Raw genomic sequence first — 20,823 nt, 5'->3', positions numbered from 1 at the left:
CACGCCGCCTGCGGGGGCAAACACCACCGCTCATGGATTCCGTCCCGCTCCTGAAGCGGGTGTCGCAGGTTCGAATCCTGCCGGGGGCACGCCTGAGCAGCTGGTCGAAGGCCCTGTCGCCCGCTGGGGCGCCAGGGCCTCCGCCGTCCGGCGCGGATTTGGCAGGGCGGGCTCAGTCGGCTGCGCGGGGCGTGGTGTCTGTCGCGTGGCTCATTCCCTGCTCGTACGACATGGCGCGACCCGCCTCGTAGCCGTGCTCGTAGGCCGGGTCACCGATCTTGTCGCGGAGGGCGCGTTCGCAGGCTTGGCGGGCGGCGATCAACTCCGGGGAGTTCAGTTGGGCGCGGCCGCCGGTGCGGTCCCACAGGCGCTGGGCGATGCCGAGGAGTTCGGCCGCCCGGTGAGCTTCGCCCGCGGCGACGGTGGCGGACGCCAGGGTGTCGAGGGCCAGGGCCGCGAGGCTGCCGGCGCTGCGCAGCAGCCGGTGTGCGGCAACGGCGCGGGCGGCGTTGCGGACCCCCGAGGCGATGTCGCCGTGGGCGAGGTCCAGCATCGCCACGACCACGTCGACGGCCGAGCACGTCCAGTGCTCGCCGCGCCGGGCGCATGCGGCGCGGACCTCTTCGGCCACCGCGCGGGCCGCTTCGTGCTTGCCGCTCATCAAGTGCGCGTACGCCAGGGCGCCGATCGACTGAAGCTGGGCCGAACCGAGCCAGTCGTCCCGGACGGGCAGGCGGGCGGCGGCGGACATCGGGCCGACCGCCTCGGCCGACCGGCCGCTCATGGCAAGGTGGGCGCCCGTGAGGTAGGCGGAGACGGAGAGGGCCACCGGGTCGTCCTGTCGGCGTGCCTCGTCGGTCAACCGCCGTCCGCACTCGGCCGCGGTGTCCACATCGCCCTGCAGGATCGCTCCGGCGCCCCGCGTCCACAGGGCCCGCAGGAGGTCGGGCCCGGGAGCCGGATCGGCGACGAGCGCCCGGTCGAGACACCGGTTCGCGTCGCGCGCATGGCCGCAGTGCCGCCACAGGAAGCCCACGGTGCCCGCGATCTCCAGGGCGGCCTGCCGGTCGGGCCGGTCGAGGGACCAGTCCACCGCGGCGCGCAGGTTGGCGTGGTCGGCCAGCACGCGTGCGCTCCACTGCACCTGGCGGCCGGTGTTCCACTCGGCGCAGCCGTCGCGGGCCAGGCGTCGGTAGTACTCGCGGTGACGCAGCCGTACGGCGTCCTCCTCGCCCAACTCCCCCAGCCAGTCCGCGCCGTACTCGCGCACCGTGTCGAGCATCCGGAAGCGGACCGTGCCGGTGCGCTGGTCGTGCTGCACGATGGACTGGGCGGCCAGCTCGTCCAGCAGGACGGGCACCTGTCCGGCCGCCAGCGGTCCCCCGGCACACACTTCCTGGGCGGCCTCGGCGTCGAAGCCGCCGGTGAACACCGAGAGTCGGGCCCACAGCAGCCGCTCCAGCGGGGCGCACAGCTCGTGGCTCCAGCCGATGGTGGTGCGCAGGGCCTGGTGGCGCGACGGCTCCTCGCTGCCGTCGTCCGAGGCCAGCAGGGCAAGGCGGTGGTCCGTCCGCGTCCCGAGGTGGTCGGCAAGCTCGGCGAGCGACAGGGTGGACAGCCGGGCCGCGGCCAGTTCGACGGCCAGCGGGATGCCGTCCAGGTACCGGCAGACGGAGACCGCGACCGGCCGGGTGGCCTCGTCGAGTACGAAGCCGGAGCGCACGGCGGTCGCCCGCTCTGCGAACAGGGCCACCGCGTCCCCGCGAACCGCGGTACCCGACTCGTCCACCGGCAGCGGCTCGACTTCCAGACACTGCTCCCCGGGCAGCCCGAGCCGCCGGCGACTGGTGGCCAGGATGTGCACGTGCGGAGCGAGCCGCAACTCGTCGATGAAGGCCGCGCAGTCCTCCAGCAGGTGTTCGCATGAGTCCAGTACCAGCAGCAGTTGCTTGTCCGCGATCCACTCGGCCAGCGCCGCCGTCGCCGGGCGCGTCGTCTGGTCGGACACCCACAGCGCCTCCATCGTCGCCAGCCCCAGCGTGCTGGGCCCGGTCAGACCGCTGTTGTGCAGGCAGGAGAGCTCCACCAGCCACACACCGTCCGGGTAGGCGGGCCGCATCCGGCGCGCGGCCTCCACCGCGAGACGTGTCTTGCCGATCCCACCGGGTCCCAGGAGAGTCACCAGTCGGCACCCGCCGTTCCGGTCTCTCCGTCCCCGTCCGCCCTCGGTCGCCCCGTCGTCCGGCCGCAGCATGACGTCGAGCAGGGCGAGTTCGTCCTGCCGTCCGACAAAACTGCGAGTCTCCGGCGGCAGGTTCCCCGACCACTCGCCCATCCCCGTCTCTCCCGGCACGCCGTGTGTCACGGGCCCCCTCCCTTGGCTGACTCCCCGACTCAACCCCGCAGAGTCTGCTCCGGCGGTACCCCCCTGTGGCGGGGCACCGGCCATGCGGACAGAAACACGGCATCGCCTGGCCGTCCCCGTTCGCTTCGGGGTACATGGCGACCGGTTCGTCTCGGTCCACGACCGGCGGGGCTGTCGAGTGCACGGCGCGCACTACGGAGCGTCGCCATCGGCACGCCCCGGTGAACGGACAGCGCGCCCTGACGCCCATCCAGGCGCCGCCGGTGCGCCGGTTGTACGCGTGCGAAAGGCGCGGAATGGTGCCCGCCGTACCGGGGGCATATCGCCTCGGCAAGCGTAAGGAGTTCTGCTCATGACCAGATGTTTCCCACGCTTCGAAGGCCGCCCGACGTGGAGAGCCCACGTGGCAGCCGTGTCCGCCCTGGCCGTGGGCCTGATGGTGGCCCTGGCACCCACCGCGGCGGCCGCGCCCGGTGACCTGGACACCGGTTTCGGCACCGGCGGCAAGGTCACCACCGACTTCGGCGCCACCCCGTCGGAGCCCGAGATCGGCAACGACCTGCTCCGTACGTCCAACGGCTCCCTGTTCGTCGCCGGGCGAGCGGGATTCGGCACCCCCGGCGTCGGCCCGAGCGATTTCGGCGTGGCCAAGTACACCTCCAGCGGAGCGCTGGACACCGGCTTCAGCGGCGACGGCAAGGTCACCACCGGCTTCGGCGACACCCTGTCGATGGCCCGGTCGATCATCGACGCCGGCGACGGGAAGATCCTGGTGGGCGGGTTCACCGGAGGGGAGCAGATAGCCGACCTGGCGCTGGCGAGGTACAACTCCGACGGCACCCTCGACACCTCCTTCGGCGGCGACGGCAAGGTCACCACCGACCTGACCGGCGGGCTCGGCGACGGTGTCCGTGGGCTGAGCCTGACGAGCAGCGGCAAGATCCTCGTGGCCGGGGCGGCCGGGGCGGACTCCTTCATCGCCCGCTACAACTCCGACGGCACCCTGGACACCGGCTTCAGCGGCGACGGCATCGTCATCACGGACTTCGGCACCGGCGACCACCTCTTCGCCCTGGAGGAGCTGTCCAGCGGGAAGTTGGTCGCGGCCGGCAGCGCCAACAGTGACTTCCTGCTGGTCAGGTACAACTCCGACGGCACCCTCGACACCGGCTTCAGCGGCGACGGCAAGGTCACCACCGACTTCAACGGACTCTCCGACCTGGCGTTCGGCTTCACCCAAGCGCCAGGCGGCGACTACGTGCTCGCGGGCGCGGTCGACGCTCCCGAGCCGTTCGGCATCGCAGGCCCCATCAAGGTCGGCGTGGTCCGCTACAACTCCGACGGCAGCCTGGACACCGGCTTCAGCGGGGACGGCAAGGTCACCACGGACGTGAACACCTTGCGAGCCGACGAGGCGCGCGATGTCGCCGTGGACAGCGACGGCAAGATCGTCATTGCCGGACTGGCCGGAGAATCCGTCGTGTTCCCCATCGACCCCGTCGACGGGGACGCCCTCGTCATCCGCTACAACTCCAACGGCACCCTGGACACCGGCTTCAGCGGGGACGGCATCGCCACCCTCGACTACTCCGGCGGGGCCGATGTCGCTCGCGGCATCGCACTGACCGGCAGTGACGACATCGTCATCGCCGGCGGCGCGACATCGAGCGGCACGGGGCTCGACTTCACCCTGGCCAAGTTCCAGGGGTAGGGCGGCCGCGGAGGACGGCGGCGGTGATCCGGGGCGGCGATCCCGGATCACCGCTGTCCCTTGTCCACACCCGGGTGCCCTGGGAGGCGGCCTCGCGAAGCGGGGACGCGGGCGCGCCGCGCCACGGCGCCCTCTCCCCGACTCCGTCCCCGGGCCACGCATGTCACGAGAGGCCCTCTTCTTCGAGCAAGGCGCTCACATGACCGCACCACGGCGAACACACCCGACCGCCTCTCGGTCCTCTCCGGTCGGCCGGACCTGCCCAGCGGCGCGTTGGACCAGAGTGGCCGTCCTCTGCCGCGGACTCACGAGACAGAGGGGGAGGCTGGGGCCGCACATGGGCGTCAGGGCAGTCGGGCGGTGGTGGCGGAAGACGAGCACGCGGAGTTGGCGCGGCCGGGGCCGGCCGGTGCTCGCGCTGGGGGTGAGTGTCCTGCTCGCCGTCCTCAGCGGTCTTGGCAGTTGGCGGCCGGGAGTCGCCGTACTGGTCATCGGTCCTGTGCTCGCCTGCGCCCGCCTGGACGCACGGCGCACCGCGGCGGTGGTGGCCCTGGCGCTGTCGCTCGCTCTCGGAGCGGGCGCCGCGAACGGCCTCGTGGCGACTCCGGGTTTCGCGATCGAGTTCCTCGTCCTGCTGGTCGGCGGCGCGCTGGCCGTCCGCGATGCGTCCCGGCACACGGCCGACGCGGCCGCGCTGGCCCGGGCCACCGATGTCGCGCAGGCATCCCAGGACGCGATCCTGCGGCCGATGTCGGTGGAGTTCGGCGGCATCGAGGTGTGCGCCCGGCACCGCTGTGCCGTGCAGGGGGCGTCGGTGTGCGGGGATCTGTACGACGTCGTCCACACCGCGTACGGAGTGCGCCTGCTCATCGGGGACGTACGCGGCCACGACCTGGACGCCCTGCGGACGACCGCGGCGACCATCGGGGCCTTCAAGGACCTTGCCTACCTCACTCCCGACCTCGCCGACCTGGCGACGGCCCTGGACGCCAGGCTCGCCCCGGAACTGGAGGCGGAGGACTTCGTCACCGCCGTACTCGCCGAGTTCGCCCCGGGCGAGGTCCGCATCGTCAACTGCGGGCACCCCGCGCCCGTACGGGCAGGCAAGCAGGTCAGGCTGTTGGAACCACTCATGCCGACGCCCCCGTTGGGCCTGGGTCCGAAGCCGCGGCTGTACCGCTTCTATCTCACGCATGGGGACCGGCTCCTGTTCTACACCGACGGCCTGAGCGAGGCACGCGATGCGAACGGCGCCGACTTCCCGCTCCTCGAACAGGTCGGTGACGCACTGGCGGTGCTCTCCCCCTCCGACGCGCTCGACACGCTGTACGCCATGGTGGCCGCGCACACAGGCCGCGCACCGACCGACGACATCGCGCTCGCCCTGTGCCAGCCGACCAGCATGGTCGCCCCCTCGCCCGCCGCCCGGCCCCCGAACCCCTCGGCGCGCAGGGAGCCGTAGGTGGTGGAGCCGTGCCAGGCAGTCGTCCGTGCGGGGGGGCAGGGCGCCCGGCTCACCACGTGCGACAGGAGGAGCGGTGGTGGCGAACAGGACGCATACGTGAGTGACGACGGGCACTGCCTGGCCCCTGTTCCGGCAAAGAAGAGTCAGAAACAGGCGCTTGGTGACAAGCTGCCCGCGCCGGAGCTGCTTGATGCTGACATGTTCCATGGCACAGGGTGAGCACAGAACGGGTCCCCGCATGTTCCCCGTAACCGGGGAACCATTTCGCGCGCTGCTGGAGGCGGCTCCGGACGCGATGGTCATCGTGGACGACGCGGGCATCATCAAGCTGGTCAACGCCCAGACCGAGACGCTGTTCGGGTACCCACGAAACGAACTGCTCGGCCGTCCGGTCGAGATTCTGGTGCCGCAGCGCTTTCGGGACCAGCACCCGGGTCACCACCTGGGCTACTCCGACAACCAGCAGGTCCGGCCGATGGGCGCCAACCTCGAACTGTACGGACTGCGCCGGGACGGAGCCGAGTTCCCGGTCGAGATCAGCCTCAGCCCGCTGCAGACCCCCGACGGTCTCCTGATCTCTGCCGCCGTGCGCGACGTCAGCGAGCGAAAGGCCGCCGAAGCACGCTTTCGAGCCCTGCTGGAAGCCGCTCCGGACGCCATCGTCATCGTGGACGACGCGGGCATCATCCAGTTGGTCAACGCGCAGACCGAAGCCCTGTTCGGCTATCGGCGCGAAGAGCTCCTGGGGTGCCGGGTGGAAATCCTGGTTCCCCAGAGGTTCCACCAGCATCACCCCTCCCACCGCCACGGCTATGTCAGCAACCGCCGCGTGCGCCCCATGGGCGCCGGTCTGGACCTGTACGGGCTGCGCAAGGACGGAGCCGAATTCCCGGTCGAGATCAGCCTCAGCCCCCTGGAGACCCCGGAGGGCACCCTGGTCTCCGCGGCCATCCGGGACGTGAGCGAGCGCAAGGCGGCCGAGGCCCAGCTCGCCGAACTCTACGAACAGCAGCGCCACGTCGCCCTGACCCTGCAGCGCAGCCTGATGGGCTCACCCGCCCCGCTGCCCGGCATGGACACCGCCAGCCGATACTTTCCCGCCCGGCAGGGCCCAGGTGTGGGCGGGGACTGGTTCGATCTGATCGCACTGGGCAGCGGCCGCGTGGGAGTACTGATCGGTGACGTCATGGGCCGAGGGCTGGAAGCCGCTGCCGTCATGGGTCAACTGCGCTCGGCCTCCCACGCCCTGGCCAAGACCGGCATGCCGCCCTGGCAGCTGATGCGCGCCCTGGACGCGGTCGTCAGTGAACTGCCCGACCAGCTCGTCACCTGCTGCTACCTGATCCTGGACCCCGACGACAGCACGCTGACGGTGTGCTCCGCCGGACACCTGCCCGTGCTGATGGTGGATCCCACCGGGCAGGTCCGAAGGCTCCCGGTCCCAGTCAGCGTGCCCCTGGGCGTCGGTGAGGTGCCCCACCAGGAAACCCGCCTGACCGTGCCACCGGCCTCGGTGCTGGCCCTGTACACCGACGGCCTGGTGGAGACCCCGACCAGCGACATCGAGGAGCAGATCGACGCCCTCGCCATCGCCCTGGAGAAGGCCACCGCCGATCTCCCTTGTCTGGATCGGGCCGCGGACTCCGTACTCGCCTCCCTGCTGCCCGGCCTCCAGGACTACGCCGACGATGTGACACTGCTGCTCGCCCGCGTCCCTCCCGCACCGGTGACCACCGTCACCACGCTCCTCCCGGCGCAACCCATGAGTGTGGGCGACGGGCGCCGCTTGCTGCGCCGCACCCTGCAGGACTGGGACTGCGAAGACCTCACCGACACCGCCTGCCTCCTGGCCTCCGAGCTCCTGTCCAACTCGGTACGCCACGCCTGCGACCCACTGCGGCTACGACTGCGCCGCACCAGGGACGAACTCCACGTCGAAGTCAGCGACGGCAGCCCCGTCCTGCCGCACGCCCGGACCGCGCGCCCTGATGAGGAGTCGGGCCGCGGCCTGGCCCTCCTCGACCAACTGGCCTCCTCCTGGGGTGCCCTGCTCACCCAGGAGGGCAAAGCCGTGTGGTTCTCACTCCCACTGCACCCGAGGACGGGAGGCCCCGGGAAGACCTGAGAACCGCCTCGGCAGGTGCCGTCGGTTTCGGTCGGCCGGACGTAGGGGCACGCACGGCGTCGGCAGGCCTGAAACAGGGCTCTTGGGCTGCTCGGCCGGATTCAGGGCTGTTCGTCGGGGGCGTTCGCTGGTTGGGTCCCCACTACGCGGTGGGCCCGGGTGGCCGCCGTCAGGGGGATCACCCATCGACCAGAGGGGGCCGCCATGGCCGACGTACTCAAGTACGGCGACAAGGTCCACATCCAGAACGGCTACAGCAACTGGAGCGGTGGGTACCTCGACACCAATGGCGGGAGTCAGCAGAGCGGGGCGCTGTACGGGGTGTCGACCGCTGATACGCCCACGCGGGGCAAGGGCACGGGGACCTGGGAGGTCGTCTCCGCCACCGGGAAGAAGGCCGGGGAGCAGGTGCTCAGCGGGGACGTCCTGCATCTGCGGAACCTGTGGGCCAACGACGGGGGGTACCTCGACACCAACGGGCACGCCGCGTCCTCCCAGGGCCCGGCCGCCAAGTACGACGTGAGCACGAGCAAGGACCGGGACCGGGCCGGGGAGCACACCGGGAGCTGGCGGATCTTCGCCCAGACCTCCGCGCCCGCCGACCAGGCCGTGCGGTTCGGCGACATCGTCATCCTGTGGAACCTGTACTCGGCCACCGGCAGCTTCCTGGAGACCAACGGCGGCACCAGCGCCGTCGGCGGCAAGTACGACGTGTGCACCAGCGCCTACTGGAACCGGTCCAGCAACGTCGGGGACTGGCGGATCAGCAGGGCCCAGGGTTAGGCATCGGCCTCGGGCGATCGGGGCGAGGCCCCAGGGCCGTGCGGCCACCGGCCCAGTGGCGGTGGCCGCACGGGTGCGCGGTTGCGCGGGTGTGTGCCGAACGAACGCCCTCAGCGGCGTCCCACCGGCCCTGACGTCCGCACCGCCCCCACCGTCTTCAGGAGCCGGTCCGCCGGTTTCCGGAGCTGGGGGTGGGCCAGCACCGTGTTGCGCAGGCCGCGGACCGGGCGGCGCCAGAGGCGGTGGGCGACGGCGACCGGGTGCGGGCGGCTCGCGAAGCCCTCGCAGACGCGGAGTTCGCGGGTCTTGAGCCAGTCCTTGTACTCCTTCTCGCCGCGCCCCAGGTCCATGATCCGCACGCCTTGGCGGCCCGCGGCCTCGGCCATCCTGAGGTGCATGATGAGCCCGGGCGAGTAGTAGCGCAGCTCCGGGTCGTACGCCGTGAACCAGGCCGCGAACACCGTGCGCGACCTCGGCCCGAAGTGCGCCGCGACCGGGCGGTCCCCGGCGTACACCACGGAGAGGACCCCTGTGAAGTGCTCGTGTCTGACCTGGAAGAGGTGGTTCACCAGGTCCACTATCCACGGCTTCGCGAACCGGTCCATCCGGGCCGTCCTGCGGTACTGCGCCGATTTCCAGTCCATGAGCTGCCGCAGCACCCTCGGGTCGCGGTCGTCGAACACGAACCGCATCTCGCCGAGGTCGCGGCCGAGGCGGCGCTCCTTCTTGAGGGTCGTCTTCGCGAGTCCGGGGTACGTCGCCCGCAGCCACCGCGCGTAGCCGTCGGCGTCCCCGCCGTCTCCACCGCCCCCGTGCGTCAGGTCCACCACCGGCGACGCGAACGTCCCCGTGACGTACTCGCCGAACGGCTTCTGCTCCTCCACGAGATGATCGAACTCGAAGACGGAGAGGCCGCAGGCCCGCAGCAGTTCCTGGGGGTCCCAGGTGAACCCGGGGCGGTGCACCAGGCCCTGGCAGTCGGAGAGGCCGAGGCCCACCGCCCGTCCGACGCCGAATGCGCCGCGTTCGTAGGGGAAGAAGCCGACCGGCTCCCCGCCCTCGTGCATGATCGCCACCCGTGCCCCGCCCCGGCAGTGGCCCACTCCGGCCGCGAACTCCGGTGCCAGGAACGGGTTGGCGTATTCGGGTGACTCCTCCATCGCTCGGTACCAGGCCCCTCGGAGCGTCGGACTCAGCTCCTCGGGCCTGTGGTTCGTTATGTCCACCTCAGGTCAACCGCCCTTCCACAGGCTCCGCGAGGGACATCCCGGTCGCAGTGCGGGCCCGTAGGGCGTGTAAGACGCGTGGATCGGTATCACTGCGTCGCATGGGCGACTGCTCCCCCCAGTTCCCCCCGACGCGCCTCGTGCGCGCCGTGTCATGTGTCGTTCAGGTCGCGCCCGTCCTCTTCGTGCAGGTCCTCTTCGTACAGGTCCACTTCGTGCAGGTCCCGGGCTTCTGCCTGGGCTCTCCCTGACTGCCGAGGGTCCATCCCGAGTACCCCCTCGTGGCCCGGCACACTTCAAGAGTGCCGCTCATCGCCGGGGAACGAGGGGGAAGTTCCGTTCTGTTGGGGGCTGGGGCGTCCCGTCGGGGGGAAGCAACCGCGTGTTCACGCCCGCTTCCGCAGCCCGTTCAGCACCGCCGCGCCCCGCTCCGCGTCGTCCACCGACAGTGTTCGGCGTGGGCCGACTCGATGTCGGCGGCGCGCCAGCGGCGGGCGGGCCGGGCGAGCGGCCCGAAGGCCACCTTCAGGCCGACCTCGGTCACGACGACCTGGACGGAGGCGCAGCAGAGGGTCGTCACGGCGACGACGGCGAACGGGATCGCCAGCGCCCACAGGGGGGCCGTCGCCCCGCCGACCGTCAGGGCGACCGCGACCAGCGCCACCGCCCCGGCCACCGCGGCGAGCGCGTGCAGACCGGGGCTCGCCGTGCGCGCCGCCCAGAGCACCTCGCCTTCACGTGCCCCGCCCGTCGTCCCCGTACCACCCTCACCGATGCCGTCGCCGTCGCCGTTACCGTTCATGGCGCGCCCCCCTGATCGAAGATCGACTCGCTCCAGGGCAGGAGAGCGGGCCAGGCGTACGATATGGGGCCTGACCTGGCCAAGTGCCCCCAAGTCACCGCGCCCTGCCCCACTGTTACGTGCCGCTGACACCTCCGCGCACAACCCTCGTTCCCCCAGGGGCACTCTCTTGGATCATGGGGACACACGCGCAACGCGTACGCGCGCACGCGAAGAGGATCACGACCCGGACGCGTCGTCGTCGGCGGCGGCTGATCGACTATCCGCGGCAAGGGCGCCGGGGCGCACGGCGGTGGCTGCCGTCGTGGCGGCAGTGGTTGGGGAGTTTCCTGCTCGGCACCGGCGGGCTCGCTGGGCTCTTCACGTACGTGTACGTCACCGTGGACATACCGGACGAGAACACCGCGGCCAGTCGTGAGGCCAACGTGTACTACTGGGCCGACGGCACGCAGATGGTCAGCACCGGGGACGTCAACCGGCAGAACGTGGACCTCGACGACATCCCCGAGTCCGTACGGAACGCGGTCATCGCGGCGGAGAACGCGAGCTTCTACAGCGACTCCGGGGTGTCCCCGATGGGGCTCGGGCGGGCCGTGGTGAACATGGTCAAGGGGCAGGAGACGCAGGGCGGTTCCACCATCACGCAGCAGTACGTGAAGAACACCTACCTGTCGCAGGACCAGACGATGACGCGCAAGGTCCGGGAGTTCGTCATCTCGCTGAAGGTGGACCAGCGCAAGACCAAGGACGAGATCCTCCAGGGGTATCTGAACAGCAGCTGGTTCGGGCGCGGGGCCTACGGGATCGAGGCCGCCGCGCACGCGTACTACGGGGTGCCCGCACGGCAGCTGAACGCCAGCCAGGGCGCCGTGCTCGCCGCCCTCCTCAAGGGCGCCGAGCTGTACGACCCCTCCGGGAGCGCCGCCAACCACCGCAGGTCCGAGGCCCGCTGGGCCTGGATCCTGGACCGGCAGGTCGCCGTCGGCCGGATGAGCGCCAAGGAGCGCGCCCGGTACAAGAAGTTCCCCGAGCCGCAGAAGGAGTCCCGCTCGACCAGCCTGAGCGGGCACTACGGCCAGACCGGCTACCTCGTCGACATCGCCAACAAGTACCTGAAGCAGCGCACCGGCCTCACCGACAAGGACCTCGCCCGCGGCGGCTACAAGATCCACACCACCTTCGACAAGCGCCGTGTGCACCAGCTCGCCCGCACCGCCCGGCGCGCGCTCGACGGCCTCGACCCGAAGAAGCGCCCGCAGGACAAGGGCGTCCAGATCGGCGCGGCCTCCGTGCGCACCCAGGACGGCGCGCTCCTCGCCGCGTACGGCGGCGCCGACGCCACCCGCCACTTCAGCAACAACGCCGACACCTCCGGCGTCCCCGCGGGCTCCGCGTTCAAGCCGTTCGTGCTGGCCGCCGCCCTCCAGGACGGGCTGCGCGCCGACAAGGAGGGGCCGGGCGGGCTGACTCCGGGCGAGGCCATGGTCGAGGGCGGCAACGCCACGTACCAGCAGCTCGGCAAGAGGATCGGGATGGAGCGGGTGCGGGAGGTCGCCGTGGACGCGGGGATGCTGGAGGCGAGCATGGCGCGGCCCGACGACTCCTTCCCGCTCGGCACGTCCACGCCGAGCGCGGTGCGGCTCGCGAGCGCGTACGGCACGTTCGCGCGCGGCGGCCTCCAGCACGACCCGTACTCCGTGACGTCGGTGACCAGGGAGGGCGACGCCGAGGGGGACGGCGGGGAGCGGGAGCAGATCGAGGGGCTCGAACCGCCGCGCACCCGGCGCGCCCTGGACTCGCGCGTCGCCACGCAGGTCGACACGGTGCTGCGGGACGTCGCCGAGGACAGCCTCGGCAAGGTCGCCGGGGTCGACGGGGCGCCCGTCGCGGCGGGCCGCACCAACGACAAGGACCGCCTGAAGTCGGCGTGGTTCGCCGGGTACACGCCCAAGGTGTCCACCGCGGTGACCCTGTTCCGGCTGCGCCCGCGCGATCCGCTGCTCCAGCCGCTGTCCGACGTCGGCGGCCGCGGGTCGCGGCACGGCAACGCCCTCACCGAGCGGATCTGGCGCGACTCCCTGCTCGGCGTTGACCTTGCCCCTGGGTCAGGGTCCAAGGTCGGGTGACCGAAGGCAGCCGCCTTCGGTGACCGGTGACCGCCGGTCACGGACAATGACCACGTGGACGTACCCGGCAGAGATCCAGAACCCGCCAGGGAGCCCGGTCTCCTGAGCATCGGCGCCTTCGCCGCCCGCACCCGTCTGTCCGCCAAGGCCCTGCGCCTGTACGACCGCCAGGGCCTGCTGCCCCCGGCGTACGTGGACGAGGCGACCGGCTACCGCTACTACAGGACCGACCAGGTCGAGCGGGCCCGCTCCGTCGCGCTCCTGCGCCGCCTCGACATGCCGCTCGCGGACATCGCGGGGGTCGTGGGGCTCGACGACGCGGCCGCCGCCGCGGCGCTCGGGGCGTACTGGGCCGGTGTCGAGGAGCGGATCGCCGCCCAGCGCACCCTCGTGGACTACCTCCGTGGCCGGCTGTCGGGAAGGAGTCCCACCTTGTACGGCAAGTTCGAGATCCGCACCGCGGACGTCCCCGAGGCGTTCGTCATCTGCGAGCGGCGCCATGTGTTCACCCACGAGCTGTCCACCTGGATCGACGCCTCGTTCGAGCGCCTGGAGCGGGTCGCCGAAGAGCTGTGCGGCGGCATCCCCGCCTCGCCGTTCGTCATCTACCACTCCGAGGTCACCGAGGACAGCGACGGCCCCGCCGAGGCCTGCGTGCCCGTCGCCGACCCGGAGGCGGCCCGCGCCTGGGCCGAGGCGCAGGGAAGGCAGCGGGACATCCGGGCCCGCGCCGAGCCCGGCTGGCGGCTCGCCTACGCCCGCATCACCAAGGCGCAGGTCGCCTACCCGCAGATCATCGGCGCGTACGACGCCGTCGAGGAGTGGATCACGCGCGAGGGCCTTGACCAGGCGGGCCCCTGCCGCGAGGTGTACTTCACGGACTGGGACGCGGCGGGGCCGGAGGACGACGTGTGCGATGTGGCGTATCCGGTGAGGTGAGGGGGCCTGCGCGGCACGACGGTGACGCTTCGTCATATCTCTTGCGGACTCCTGTACTTCACTTGATGTCGCGCGGGCGTCAACGTCCCCCTCCCGCACCTATTCTGGTGAGACATGGAGGGGGACGGGACCGGCACCCGACCCAACTCGACGCGGACCGAGTCGGGCTGGGGCGACGCCTCGCGCCCCGAGTCGTCCCTGCCGCCCCTGTTCGTCGCCGGGCCGCCGCTGCGCGCCGCCCGCGTGGAGCTGCCCCCGGAGAGCCCCGACCCGACCGTCCTGCCCGAGATCACCCTCCTGGACCGGGCGGTCTCCCGCGGCGAGGACCCGGACGCGCTCGACGGCCTGCCGCTGCCGCCGGACCGGCTGCTCGCCCGGCAGTACCGGGTGGTGCGGCCGCTCGGGTACGGCGGCATGGGCGAGGTGTATCTGGCGCTCGACACGAAGGTCGGCGGGCGTGAGGTCGCCATCAAGATCCTGCGCCCGGACAACGCCGGCCGCGAGGGCGCCGCGCCGCAGCCCGCACCCGACTCCCCCGAGCACCCCCTCGCGCGCGAGCGGCAGGAGCTGGTCGAGCTCAACCACGAGGACATCATCCGGGTCTTCAACTACGGGCACCATCCGGACGTGGGTGACTTCCTCGTCCTGCAGTACGTGGACGGGCCGACCCTCGAAGAGGTGCGGGCCCGGGCGCAGTTGCATCCGGAGGAGTTCGGCGGCTCCCGCTTCTACGAGTTCGTGCTCGCGTACGGGGTGCGGTTCCTCGCCGGGCTCGGGTATCTGCACGCGCCCGAACGCGGCAAGGTGTACGGGGACCTGAAGCCGTCGAACGTCATGCACGACGGGGCCGCCGTCAAGTTCGTCGACGTCGGCAGCGTGCGGCGGGCGGGGGCGCCCGGGCTCACCTCCGCGGACTACCGCGCGCCGACCGTCGGCCCGTGCGGCGAGTCCACCGGCGCCGACGACCTGTTCAGCCTCGGCGAGACGCTGCGCCACCTGTGCGGGCTCGGCGACCTGGACGAGCTGGCCGGGCTCCCGCCCCTGGCCCGCCCCGACGGCACGCCGGAGCCACCGGGGCCCCCGGACCGCGCCACCCAGCTGATGACGGTGCCCCTGCCCCCCGACGGCCTCGGCCTCGGCCTGCTCTCCCTCGCCCGCGCGCTGCGCCGGGCCACCCGCCCGCACCGGGCCGACCGGTTCGCCACGGCCCGCGAGATGGACGAGCAACTGCGGGGCGTCTTCCGCGAGTTGCGCTCCCTGCGCCTGCGCACGGAGACCTTCGAGCCGTCCCCGCTGTTCCTCCAGTCGGCGTACGCCCTGGACGGCGGCCTCGGGGTACCGGCGCCGTTGTCGCGGTGGGTGGGCCCGCACCCCGCCCCCGCCCCTTACGAAGCCCCCCGCCCCGGCGACATCGCCCAGCAGTTGCCCGTCCCCCGGCCCGATCCCGACGACGCCCGCCGCGCCGAGCTGAGCCGGCTCGGTGACGACGACCCGGCCGCGCTGCTCCAGCACACCGCGGAGTGGCCGGGGTCGCCCGAAGTGCAGTTGCTGCGCTGCCGTCTGACGATGCGGATCGCGCTGCGGCCGGGCGCGCAGGTGCCGCCGCGCCTGCACGACGCGTCCGTCGCCCTCGTCCGCGCCGAGCACGCGATCGGGCCCGGCGCGGCCCCGTACGACTGGCGGCTCACCTGGCACCGCGGGCTGCTGGCGCTCGCCGCCGACGACGTGCCGCTCGCCCGCGGGCACTTCGACCGGGTGTACGCCGCCATTCCCGGCGAGTACGCGCCCAAGCTGGCGCTCGGGCAATGTGCGGAGCGGCTCGGGCGGTGGCGGGAGGCGCTCACGTTCCACGAGGCGGTACGGGTGCGCAATCCGTCGCTGGGCGGGGCGGCGTTCGGGGCGGCACGGGCGCGGCTCGCGCTCGGCGGGTCGCGGGCGCTCGCCTACGCCGTCGAGGCGCTGGACGCGGTGGCGCAGCACTCCCGGCACCGGACGGCGGCGCGGGTCGCGGCGGTGCGGGTGTGCGCGGACCACGCGCGGGGCGCCGAGGATCTCGCGGAGGTGGTGCGGCGCCTCGGACGGCTCTTCTACGCGCACGGGCTCACCGACGAGCAGGCGCGGCTGCGGATGCGGGCGCAGGTGTGGGAGGTGGCGCGGGCGCTGCTGAGCGAGGGTGCGGTGTCCGCCGCCGGGCTGCGGGACGTCGCAAGCGGGGCGGACGACCGGCTGCGCTTCCCCGGGTCCGAGCGGCAGGTCCGCGTCGACCTCTCCGGCTTCTGCGTGGGCCTGGCCCACCAGGCGGCCCGCGACCCCGCGGGCGCCGACACCCTCCTGGCCGAACGCCTCCTGGACCGCGCCTACGCGATCCGCCCCTTCGGCCTGCGCCACCACAGGGGCCCCCGATGACCCGATCCCCCCACCCACCCTCCACACTCCGCCCACCGCACCACCGCCACCCCGCCTCTCCCCACCCGGCCACCACACAGCCACCCGAGACGGCGCCCGCACCGGCCTGGCGGGGAACGTGGACCGCCCCAGCCAAGCGCCGGAAGGCGTGGGCCGCCACACCGACGCGCCAGGAAGCGTGGGCCCCCACACCGACGCACCGGAAAGCGTGGGCACACACTGCGGGAGGGCGGTACGGGCCGCACCTGCCGCCCCGCCTTGCGGCCGACAGCCCGGCCCCCCGGAGAGCGACAACGGCGACCCCCGCTCCTCGCGCGAGGCCGGGGCCGCGGCGCAGGCGGAGGTGCGTGTGAAGGGCTCGGGCCTCTGGAAGTGGGTGTGGGCGCCCGGTGTCCGGGGCTGCCGCAACCACGCGTACCTGCGGGAGCGCCTCCTCGCGCTGCCCCTCCTCACCGCCCTCGCCTTCACCCCCTTCGCCTGGGCCCACAGCACCGTCCGGGCCGACGCCGCGTACATCCAGGACCGCGCCGCCCCCGCCCTCGGCGACCTCGCGGACGTCCGCGTCTCCCTCCAGATCGCCGACGGCGAGGCCGCCGACAGTCTGCGGGCGGGCCGCGCCGTCGAGCTGAGCGGGCTCAACGAGCGCTACCGCACCCGCACCACCCGCGCCACCCAGCGCCTGAACCAGGTGGCCCGCAGCGGCGCCCTGTCCACCTCCGAGCGCCAGGACCTCGACGTCGTCGCGGGCCTCGTCGCCGACTACGGCACCTGGACCGCCTGGGCCCAGGCCAACGCCTCCGACCGCGCCCTGCGCGAGGCCTCCCTCGCGTACGCCCGCAGCATCCTGTGCTCCACCCGCGCGGACCCCGCCACCCTCGTCTGCCGCCCCGCCACCGGCTCCACCGCCACCGCCGTCGTCGACCGCGTCACCGCCCTCGAACACGCCCTCCAGGACCGCATCGCCGGCCGCGCCGCCCCCGGCGCCGACGTCCTCGCCGCCTTCGCCGTCTCCGGCGTCGCGTTCCTGCTCCTGGTCCACGGCCTCTGGCGCACCCAGGTCCTCCTCCACCACCGCTTCCGGCTGTACGTCAGCCTGCCCCTGCTCGCCGCCGCCCTGCCCCTGCTCGCCCTGCCCCTCCTGGCCGCCGACGCCGTCCTCGTACAGAAGGCCCAGCGCGCCGCCGAGTCCACCGCCCGCGCCCTGTCCACCAAGACCTCCCCGCGCGTCGAGTCCACCGCCGAGGCCCACCCCTTCGCCGCCCCCGACCGGTACGTCATCGCCGCCCTGGAGGACTCCGTGGACCGCGAACTGGCCGACGGCCGCCTCACCTTCCTCGGCCCCGCGCCCGCCTGGGTGATCCCCGCGGGCCTGTTCAGCGCCGCCGTCACCGGCGCCACCCTGCACTCCTACCGGCGCGAGTACGTCCGCCTCACCCACCCGGGGACCACCCCATGACCCGCGGCACCCGGCGTACGGCCCTCGCCTCCTGGCTCACCGCCCTCGCCCTCGTCGCCGCCCTCACCAGCGGCGGCTGCTCCGCCGAGAGCCGCGACACCCTCGTCGTCCTCGGCCCGTGGACCGGCGCGGAGGGCGCCGCGTTCGAGGCGATGCTGAAGCGGCTCGACGACGGCACCGGCGAGACGTACGCCTACCGCGGCACCCGCTCGCTGCGCGAGACTCTGGTCGCGCAGCTGGAGGCCGGTGACCCGCCGGACGTCGCCGTCCTCAACAGCCTGGGCGAGTTGACCGAGTACGCCCGCCGCAACCGCCTCGAACCCCTCGACGCCCCCGGCCACCCGCCCTGGGCCCCCCGCATCCACATCGACGGCTCCCACCGCACCTACTGGGTCCCGTTGAAAGTCGATCTGAAGAGTCTGGTCTGGAGCAAGGAGAGGGGGAGGGAGCAGGGGAAGGGGAAGGGGGAGGGAGAGGCGGGGCTTGGGGAGGGTGCCGTGTCCCGGTGGTGCGTCGGGCTTGCCTCTCAGGCCACCTCCGGGTGGCCCGGCACCGACTGGATCGAGGATCTGGTCCTGCACCGGTCCGGTCCCGATGTCTACGCGCGGTGGGCCGCCGGTCGGCTGAGCTGGCGCAGCCCCGAGGTGCGGGGGGCCTGGACCGCGTGGGCGCGGCTGCTGGGCGAGCGGTCCAGGAGGTCGGTCGACCTCTCGCTCACCACCTCGTACGAAGGGACCCGGGATCCGGACGCCGAGCGTCCGCGCCCCCGAGGGCTGCTCAACTCGCCGGAGCTGGACTGCACGCATGAGCACCAGAGCGCCTTCATCCGGTATCTGTATGCGAACGCGAAGGGTAAAGAGGGCGCAAAAGGGAGTGGTGGCGGGGGTGTGCGGGTGGATCCTTCCGCCCGGTTCCTGCCCGGGCCCGCCGCCCACGACGACGCGTACGAGGTCGCGGGCGACATGGCGGCCGTCTTCAGGGGCGGCCCGGAGGCCCGTGAGCTGGTCGAGCGGCTTTCCGGCGGCGAGGCACGGCGGCTCTGGCACGAGGAGGCCGAGCCGGAGCTGCGGCCGTTCTTCCCCGGCGCGGACGATCCCCGGCCGACCGACCCGGGCGGCGACGAGGTCGCGGCGATCCTCACGGGCGGCGCCGGGACGCTGTGCTTCGACGCCTCGGACGCGATGCCGCCCGCGCTGCGGAACGCCTTCCACCGCGCGGTGCTCCGCTACTTCCGGGACCCCTCGGCCACCCGCCTCGACACCCTCCTCGGCCAGCTCGACACCGTCCGCGAGGAGACCCGCGGCAGGACCCTCGCCCCCGGCCCCCTCTGCGCACCCCCCGCGGCGGGGTGAGCCGCCCCACACACCCGCCCGGCGAGGGCACCCGACCTCGCCCGGAACGACCTGCGGGAACAGACATTCGGTTGCATACTTACATGGACCGGGCCCCCGGGGTCGCTGTCTGCCAACCATTCCGCAGCGGTTAGCGTCTACTCCGAAGGAGTTGTCCCAGCCAGCCGAACGGACCGCCGACCGTGGCCTCTGCCGACCTGTCCACCCCGACTCTCAGCCGAGCCGACCGGGGCAGTGGCATGCCCGAACCGTGGCACGTGCGGTACCGCATGCCGCTGCTGATCACCGCCGGCGTGCTGCCGCTGTATCTGCTGTGGTGGACCGTGTTCGCGACGGGCGGCGGCGACCTCGCTGCCCAGGAGGCGTGGGCGGGCTTCGCCCGGCGCTACCCGGGCTCGGCGTACAGCCTCTTCTGGTACGGCGGTCTGCACACCGCCAACTACAGCGTCATCTCGCCGTATCTGATGGCCGCGTTCGGCGTGCGGACCGTGGCGGCGGCCTCCGGCATCGCCGCCACCTGGATGGGCGTCGCGATCATCATGCGCAGCGGCATCCGCAAACCGCTGTGGCCATCCGTCATCGTCGGCTTCTCGATGTGGTGCCAGGTCGTGTGCGGCCGGGCGACGTTCATGCTGGGCGTCGCGTTCGGCGTCGGCGCGGTCCTGGCGGTCACCGGCACCGCCAACCGGCGCCGGGTCGCGGCCGCCACGCTCTGCGCGGCCCTCGCGACCATGGGCAGCCCGGTCGCCGGTCTCTTCCTCGTCGTGGTGGGCGGCGCCTATCTGCTGCTGCGTGAGTGGGGCAAGGCGCTCGCCCTGGTCCTGCCGCCGTTCGTCGTCGTCGGCCTGACCACGTGGCTGTTCCCCTTCGAGGGCGAGCAGCCGATGGCGTTCATCCGGATCTTCCCGCCGGTGCTGCTCTGCGGGGTCGTCATCCTGGCGGCGCCGCGCTCCTGGAAGCTGCTGAAGGTGGGCGCCGCGGTGTACGCGGTGGGCGTGGTCCTGACCTGGCTGATCCCCACCCCGATCGGTACGAACGTCGAGCGCTTCGCCGAGATCGCGGCCCCGCCGATCCTGCTTGCCGCCGTCCTGAACCGGAAGTTCCCCACCCTGCGGCTGCTGCGGCCCAGCGGCAAGCCGCGCCACTTCTGGCACCGGACGGTGCTGATCTGCGCCGTCGCCCTCTCCCTCATCTGGGTGTCCATCAAGACGACCTCCGACATAGTGGCGTACACCAAGGTGCCCACCTGGGCCGTCGAGACCGACGGCGTCGTCAAGGAGCTCAACCGCCTGGGCGCCGAACGCACCCGCGTCGAGGTCGTCCCGGCCCGCGACCACCGCGAGGCGGCCGTCCTGTCGCCGTACATCAACATGGCGCGCGGCTGGAACCGCCAGGCCGACGTGGAGCGCGGCCGCCTGTTCTACGAGGGCAGGCCGGTCTCCGAGGTCAAGGAGGGCATCTTCACGTCGTCCTCGTACCGCGCCTGGCTGAACCACTGGGCCGTCGGCTTCGTGGTGCTCTACAAGGGCGACGGCAAGCCGGACGGCGCCGCCGAGCGCGAGCACGACCTGGTGACCAGCGAGCCGAGCTATCTGGACCAGGTCTGGCACGACGACAACTGGCGGATCTACCGCGTCAAGGACGCCGTCCCGCTGGTCGACAAGCCCGGCTCCGTGGTGACCGCCGACGGCGCCCACCTCACCGTCCGCATGCCCGAGCCCGGCTCGGTCACCGTCCGCGTCGCCTACTCGCCGTGGCTGTGGGCGGAGGGCGGCTGCCTCTACAAGGAGGGCGACTTCACGCGCCTGACGGTGAAGAAGCCCGGTGACGTGCGGATCGCGTCGAACTACGGGGGCCCGACGGGGCCGCAGCCGAAGTGCGAGCCGGAGCCCGACAAGGACTAGCGCGTCGGGCGTACGACAAAGGGGGGTGGGGGGGGGGGGGGGGGGGTCCCCCCCCCCCCCCCCCCCCTCCCCCCCCCCCCCCCCCCCCCCCCCCCCAGCCCCCCCCCCCCCCCCCCACCCCCCTTTTTCCCACCATCTTACGTAGCGTGGTCGCATAGGATGC

General features: G+C 72.7%; 13 protein-coding genes and 1 tRNA gene. 11 read left to right on the top strand and 3 right to left on the bottom strand.

What is annotated here, in order from left to right; all coding sequences use genetic code 11:
- Window positions 1–3 precede the first annotated feature (3 nt).
- A tRNA-OTHER gene (locus ACZ6AA_RS20185) sits at window positions 4–89 on the top strand.
- Between the two features lie 83 nt (window positions 90–172).
- Here the strand turns inward: ACZ6AA_RS20185 and ACZ6AA_RS20180 are convergent.
- The gene (locus ACZ6AA_RS20180) at window positions 173–2,365 is read right to left on the bottom strand and encodes an ATP-binding protein (protein WP_468457044.1); all 2,193 of its coding nucleotides are present in this window, start codon (window positions 2,363–2,365) and stop codon (window positions 173–175) included.
- A gap of 403 nt (window positions 2,366–2,768) precedes the next feature.
- Between ACZ6AA_RS20180 and ACZ6AA_RS20175 the strand changes: the two genes are divergently transcribed.
- The 4 genes from ACZ6AA_RS20175 (at window position 2,769) to ACZ6AA_RS20160 (ending at window position 8,449) form a co-directional block, all read left to right on the top strand.
- Complete coding sequence (locus ACZ6AA_RS20175; protein WP_471459257.1) at window positions 2,769–4,076, top strand: hypothetical protein; 1,308 nt, start codon at window positions 2,769–2,771, stop codon at window positions 4,074–4,076.
- A gap of 337 nt (window positions 4,077–4,413) precedes the next feature.
- Entirely contained in the window at window positions 4,414–5,538 is a 1,125-nt protein-coding gene (locus ACZ6AA_RS20170; protein ID WP_471459255.1) for a PP2C family protein-serine/threonine phosphatase, read from the top strand.
- 241 nt (window positions 5,539–5,779) lie between these two features.
- Window positions 5,780–7,666: a PAS domain S-box protein gene (locus tag ACZ6AA_RS20165; protein ID WP_471459253.1), complete on the top strand. Its 1,887-nt coding sequence runs from the start codon at window positions 5,780–5,782 to the stop codon at window positions 7,664–7,666.
- A 204-nt stretch (window positions 7,667–7,870) separates the two neighbouring features.
- Complete coding sequence (locus ACZ6AA_RS20160) at window positions 7,871–8,449, top strand: hypothetical protein (RefSeq protein WP_468457052.1); 579 nt, start codon at window positions 7,871–7,873, stop codon at window positions 8,447–8,449.
- Window positions 8,450–8,559: 110 nt separating this feature from the next.
- On the opposite strand, the gene ACZ6AA_RS20155 is transcribed toward ACZ6AA_RS20160, so the two are convergent.
- Together ACZ6AA_RS20155 and ACZ6AA_RS20150 are read right to left on the bottom strand one after the other, a co-directional pair.
- A complete protein-coding gene (locus tag ACZ6AA_RS20155) occupies window positions 8,560–9,675 on the bottom strand; it encodes a GNAT family N-acetyltransferase (RefSeq protein WP_468457054.1) in 1,116 nt (371 codons plus the stop codon).
- 409 nt (window positions 9,676–10,084) lie between these two features.
- Complete coding sequence (locus tag ACZ6AA_RS20150) at window positions 10,085–10,477, bottom strand: hypothetical protein (RefSeq protein ID WP_471459251.1); 393 nt, start codon at window positions 10,475–10,477, stop codon at window positions 10,085–10,087.
- A gap of 176 nt (window positions 10,478–10,653) precedes the next feature.
- Between ACZ6AA_RS20150 and ACZ6AA_RS20145 the strand changes: the two genes are divergently transcribed.
- The 6 genes from ACZ6AA_RS20145 (at window position 10,654) to ACZ6AA_RS20120 (ending at window position 20,660) form a co-directional block, all read left to right on the top strand.
- Window positions 10,654–12,603, top strand: coding sequence for a transglycosylase domain-containing protein (locus ACZ6AA_RS20145; RefSeq protein WP_468482581.1), 1,950 nt, complete (start codon window positions 10,654–10,656; stop codon window positions 12,601–12,603).
- Between the two features lie 54 nt (window positions 12,604–12,657).
- Window positions 12,658–13,542, top strand: a complete 885-nt coding sequence (locus ACZ6AA_RS20140; protein WP_468482582.1) for a MerR family transcriptional regulator — start codon at window positions 12,658–12,660, stop codon at window positions 13,540–13,542.
- A 114-nt stretch (window positions 13,543–13,656) separates the two neighbouring features.
- Window positions 13,657–15,948 carry a serine/threonine protein kinase gene (locus tag ACZ6AA_RS20135; RefSeq protein ID WP_471459249.1) on the top strand — a complete coding sequence of 764 codons (2,292 nt, stop codon included), beginning with the start codon at window positions 13,657–13,659 and terminating at the stop codon, window positions 15,946–15,948.
- A 349-nt stretch (window positions 15,949–16,297) separates the two neighbouring features.
- Entirely contained in the window at window positions 16,298–17,404 is a 1,107-nt protein-coding gene (locus ACZ6AA_RS20130; protein ID WP_468482584.1) for a hypothetical protein, read from the top strand.
- The gene (locus ACZ6AA_RS20125) at window positions 17,401–18,756 is read left to right on the top strand and encodes an alpha-glucoside ABC transporter substrate-binding protein (RefSeq protein WP_471459247.1); all 1,356 of its coding nucleotides are present in this window, start codon (window positions 17,401–17,403) and stop codon (window positions 18,754–18,756) included. The genes ACZ6AA_RS20130 and ACZ6AA_RS20125 overlap by 4 nt, the downstream gene beginning before the upstream one ends.
- Window positions 18,757–18,995: 239 nt before the next feature.
- Entirely contained in the window at window positions 18,996–20,660 is a 1,665-nt protein-coding gene (locus tag ACZ6AA_RS20120; RefSeq protein WP_468457068.1) for a hypothetical protein, read from the top strand.
- Window positions 20,661–20,823 lie beyond the last annotated feature (163 nt).

The sequence above is a fragment of the Streptomyces sp. NPDC040610 genome (assembly GCF_055594065.1).
Note: the sequence above shows the minus strand (reverse complement) of the source record. Positions and strands in the feature narration are given on the sequence as shown.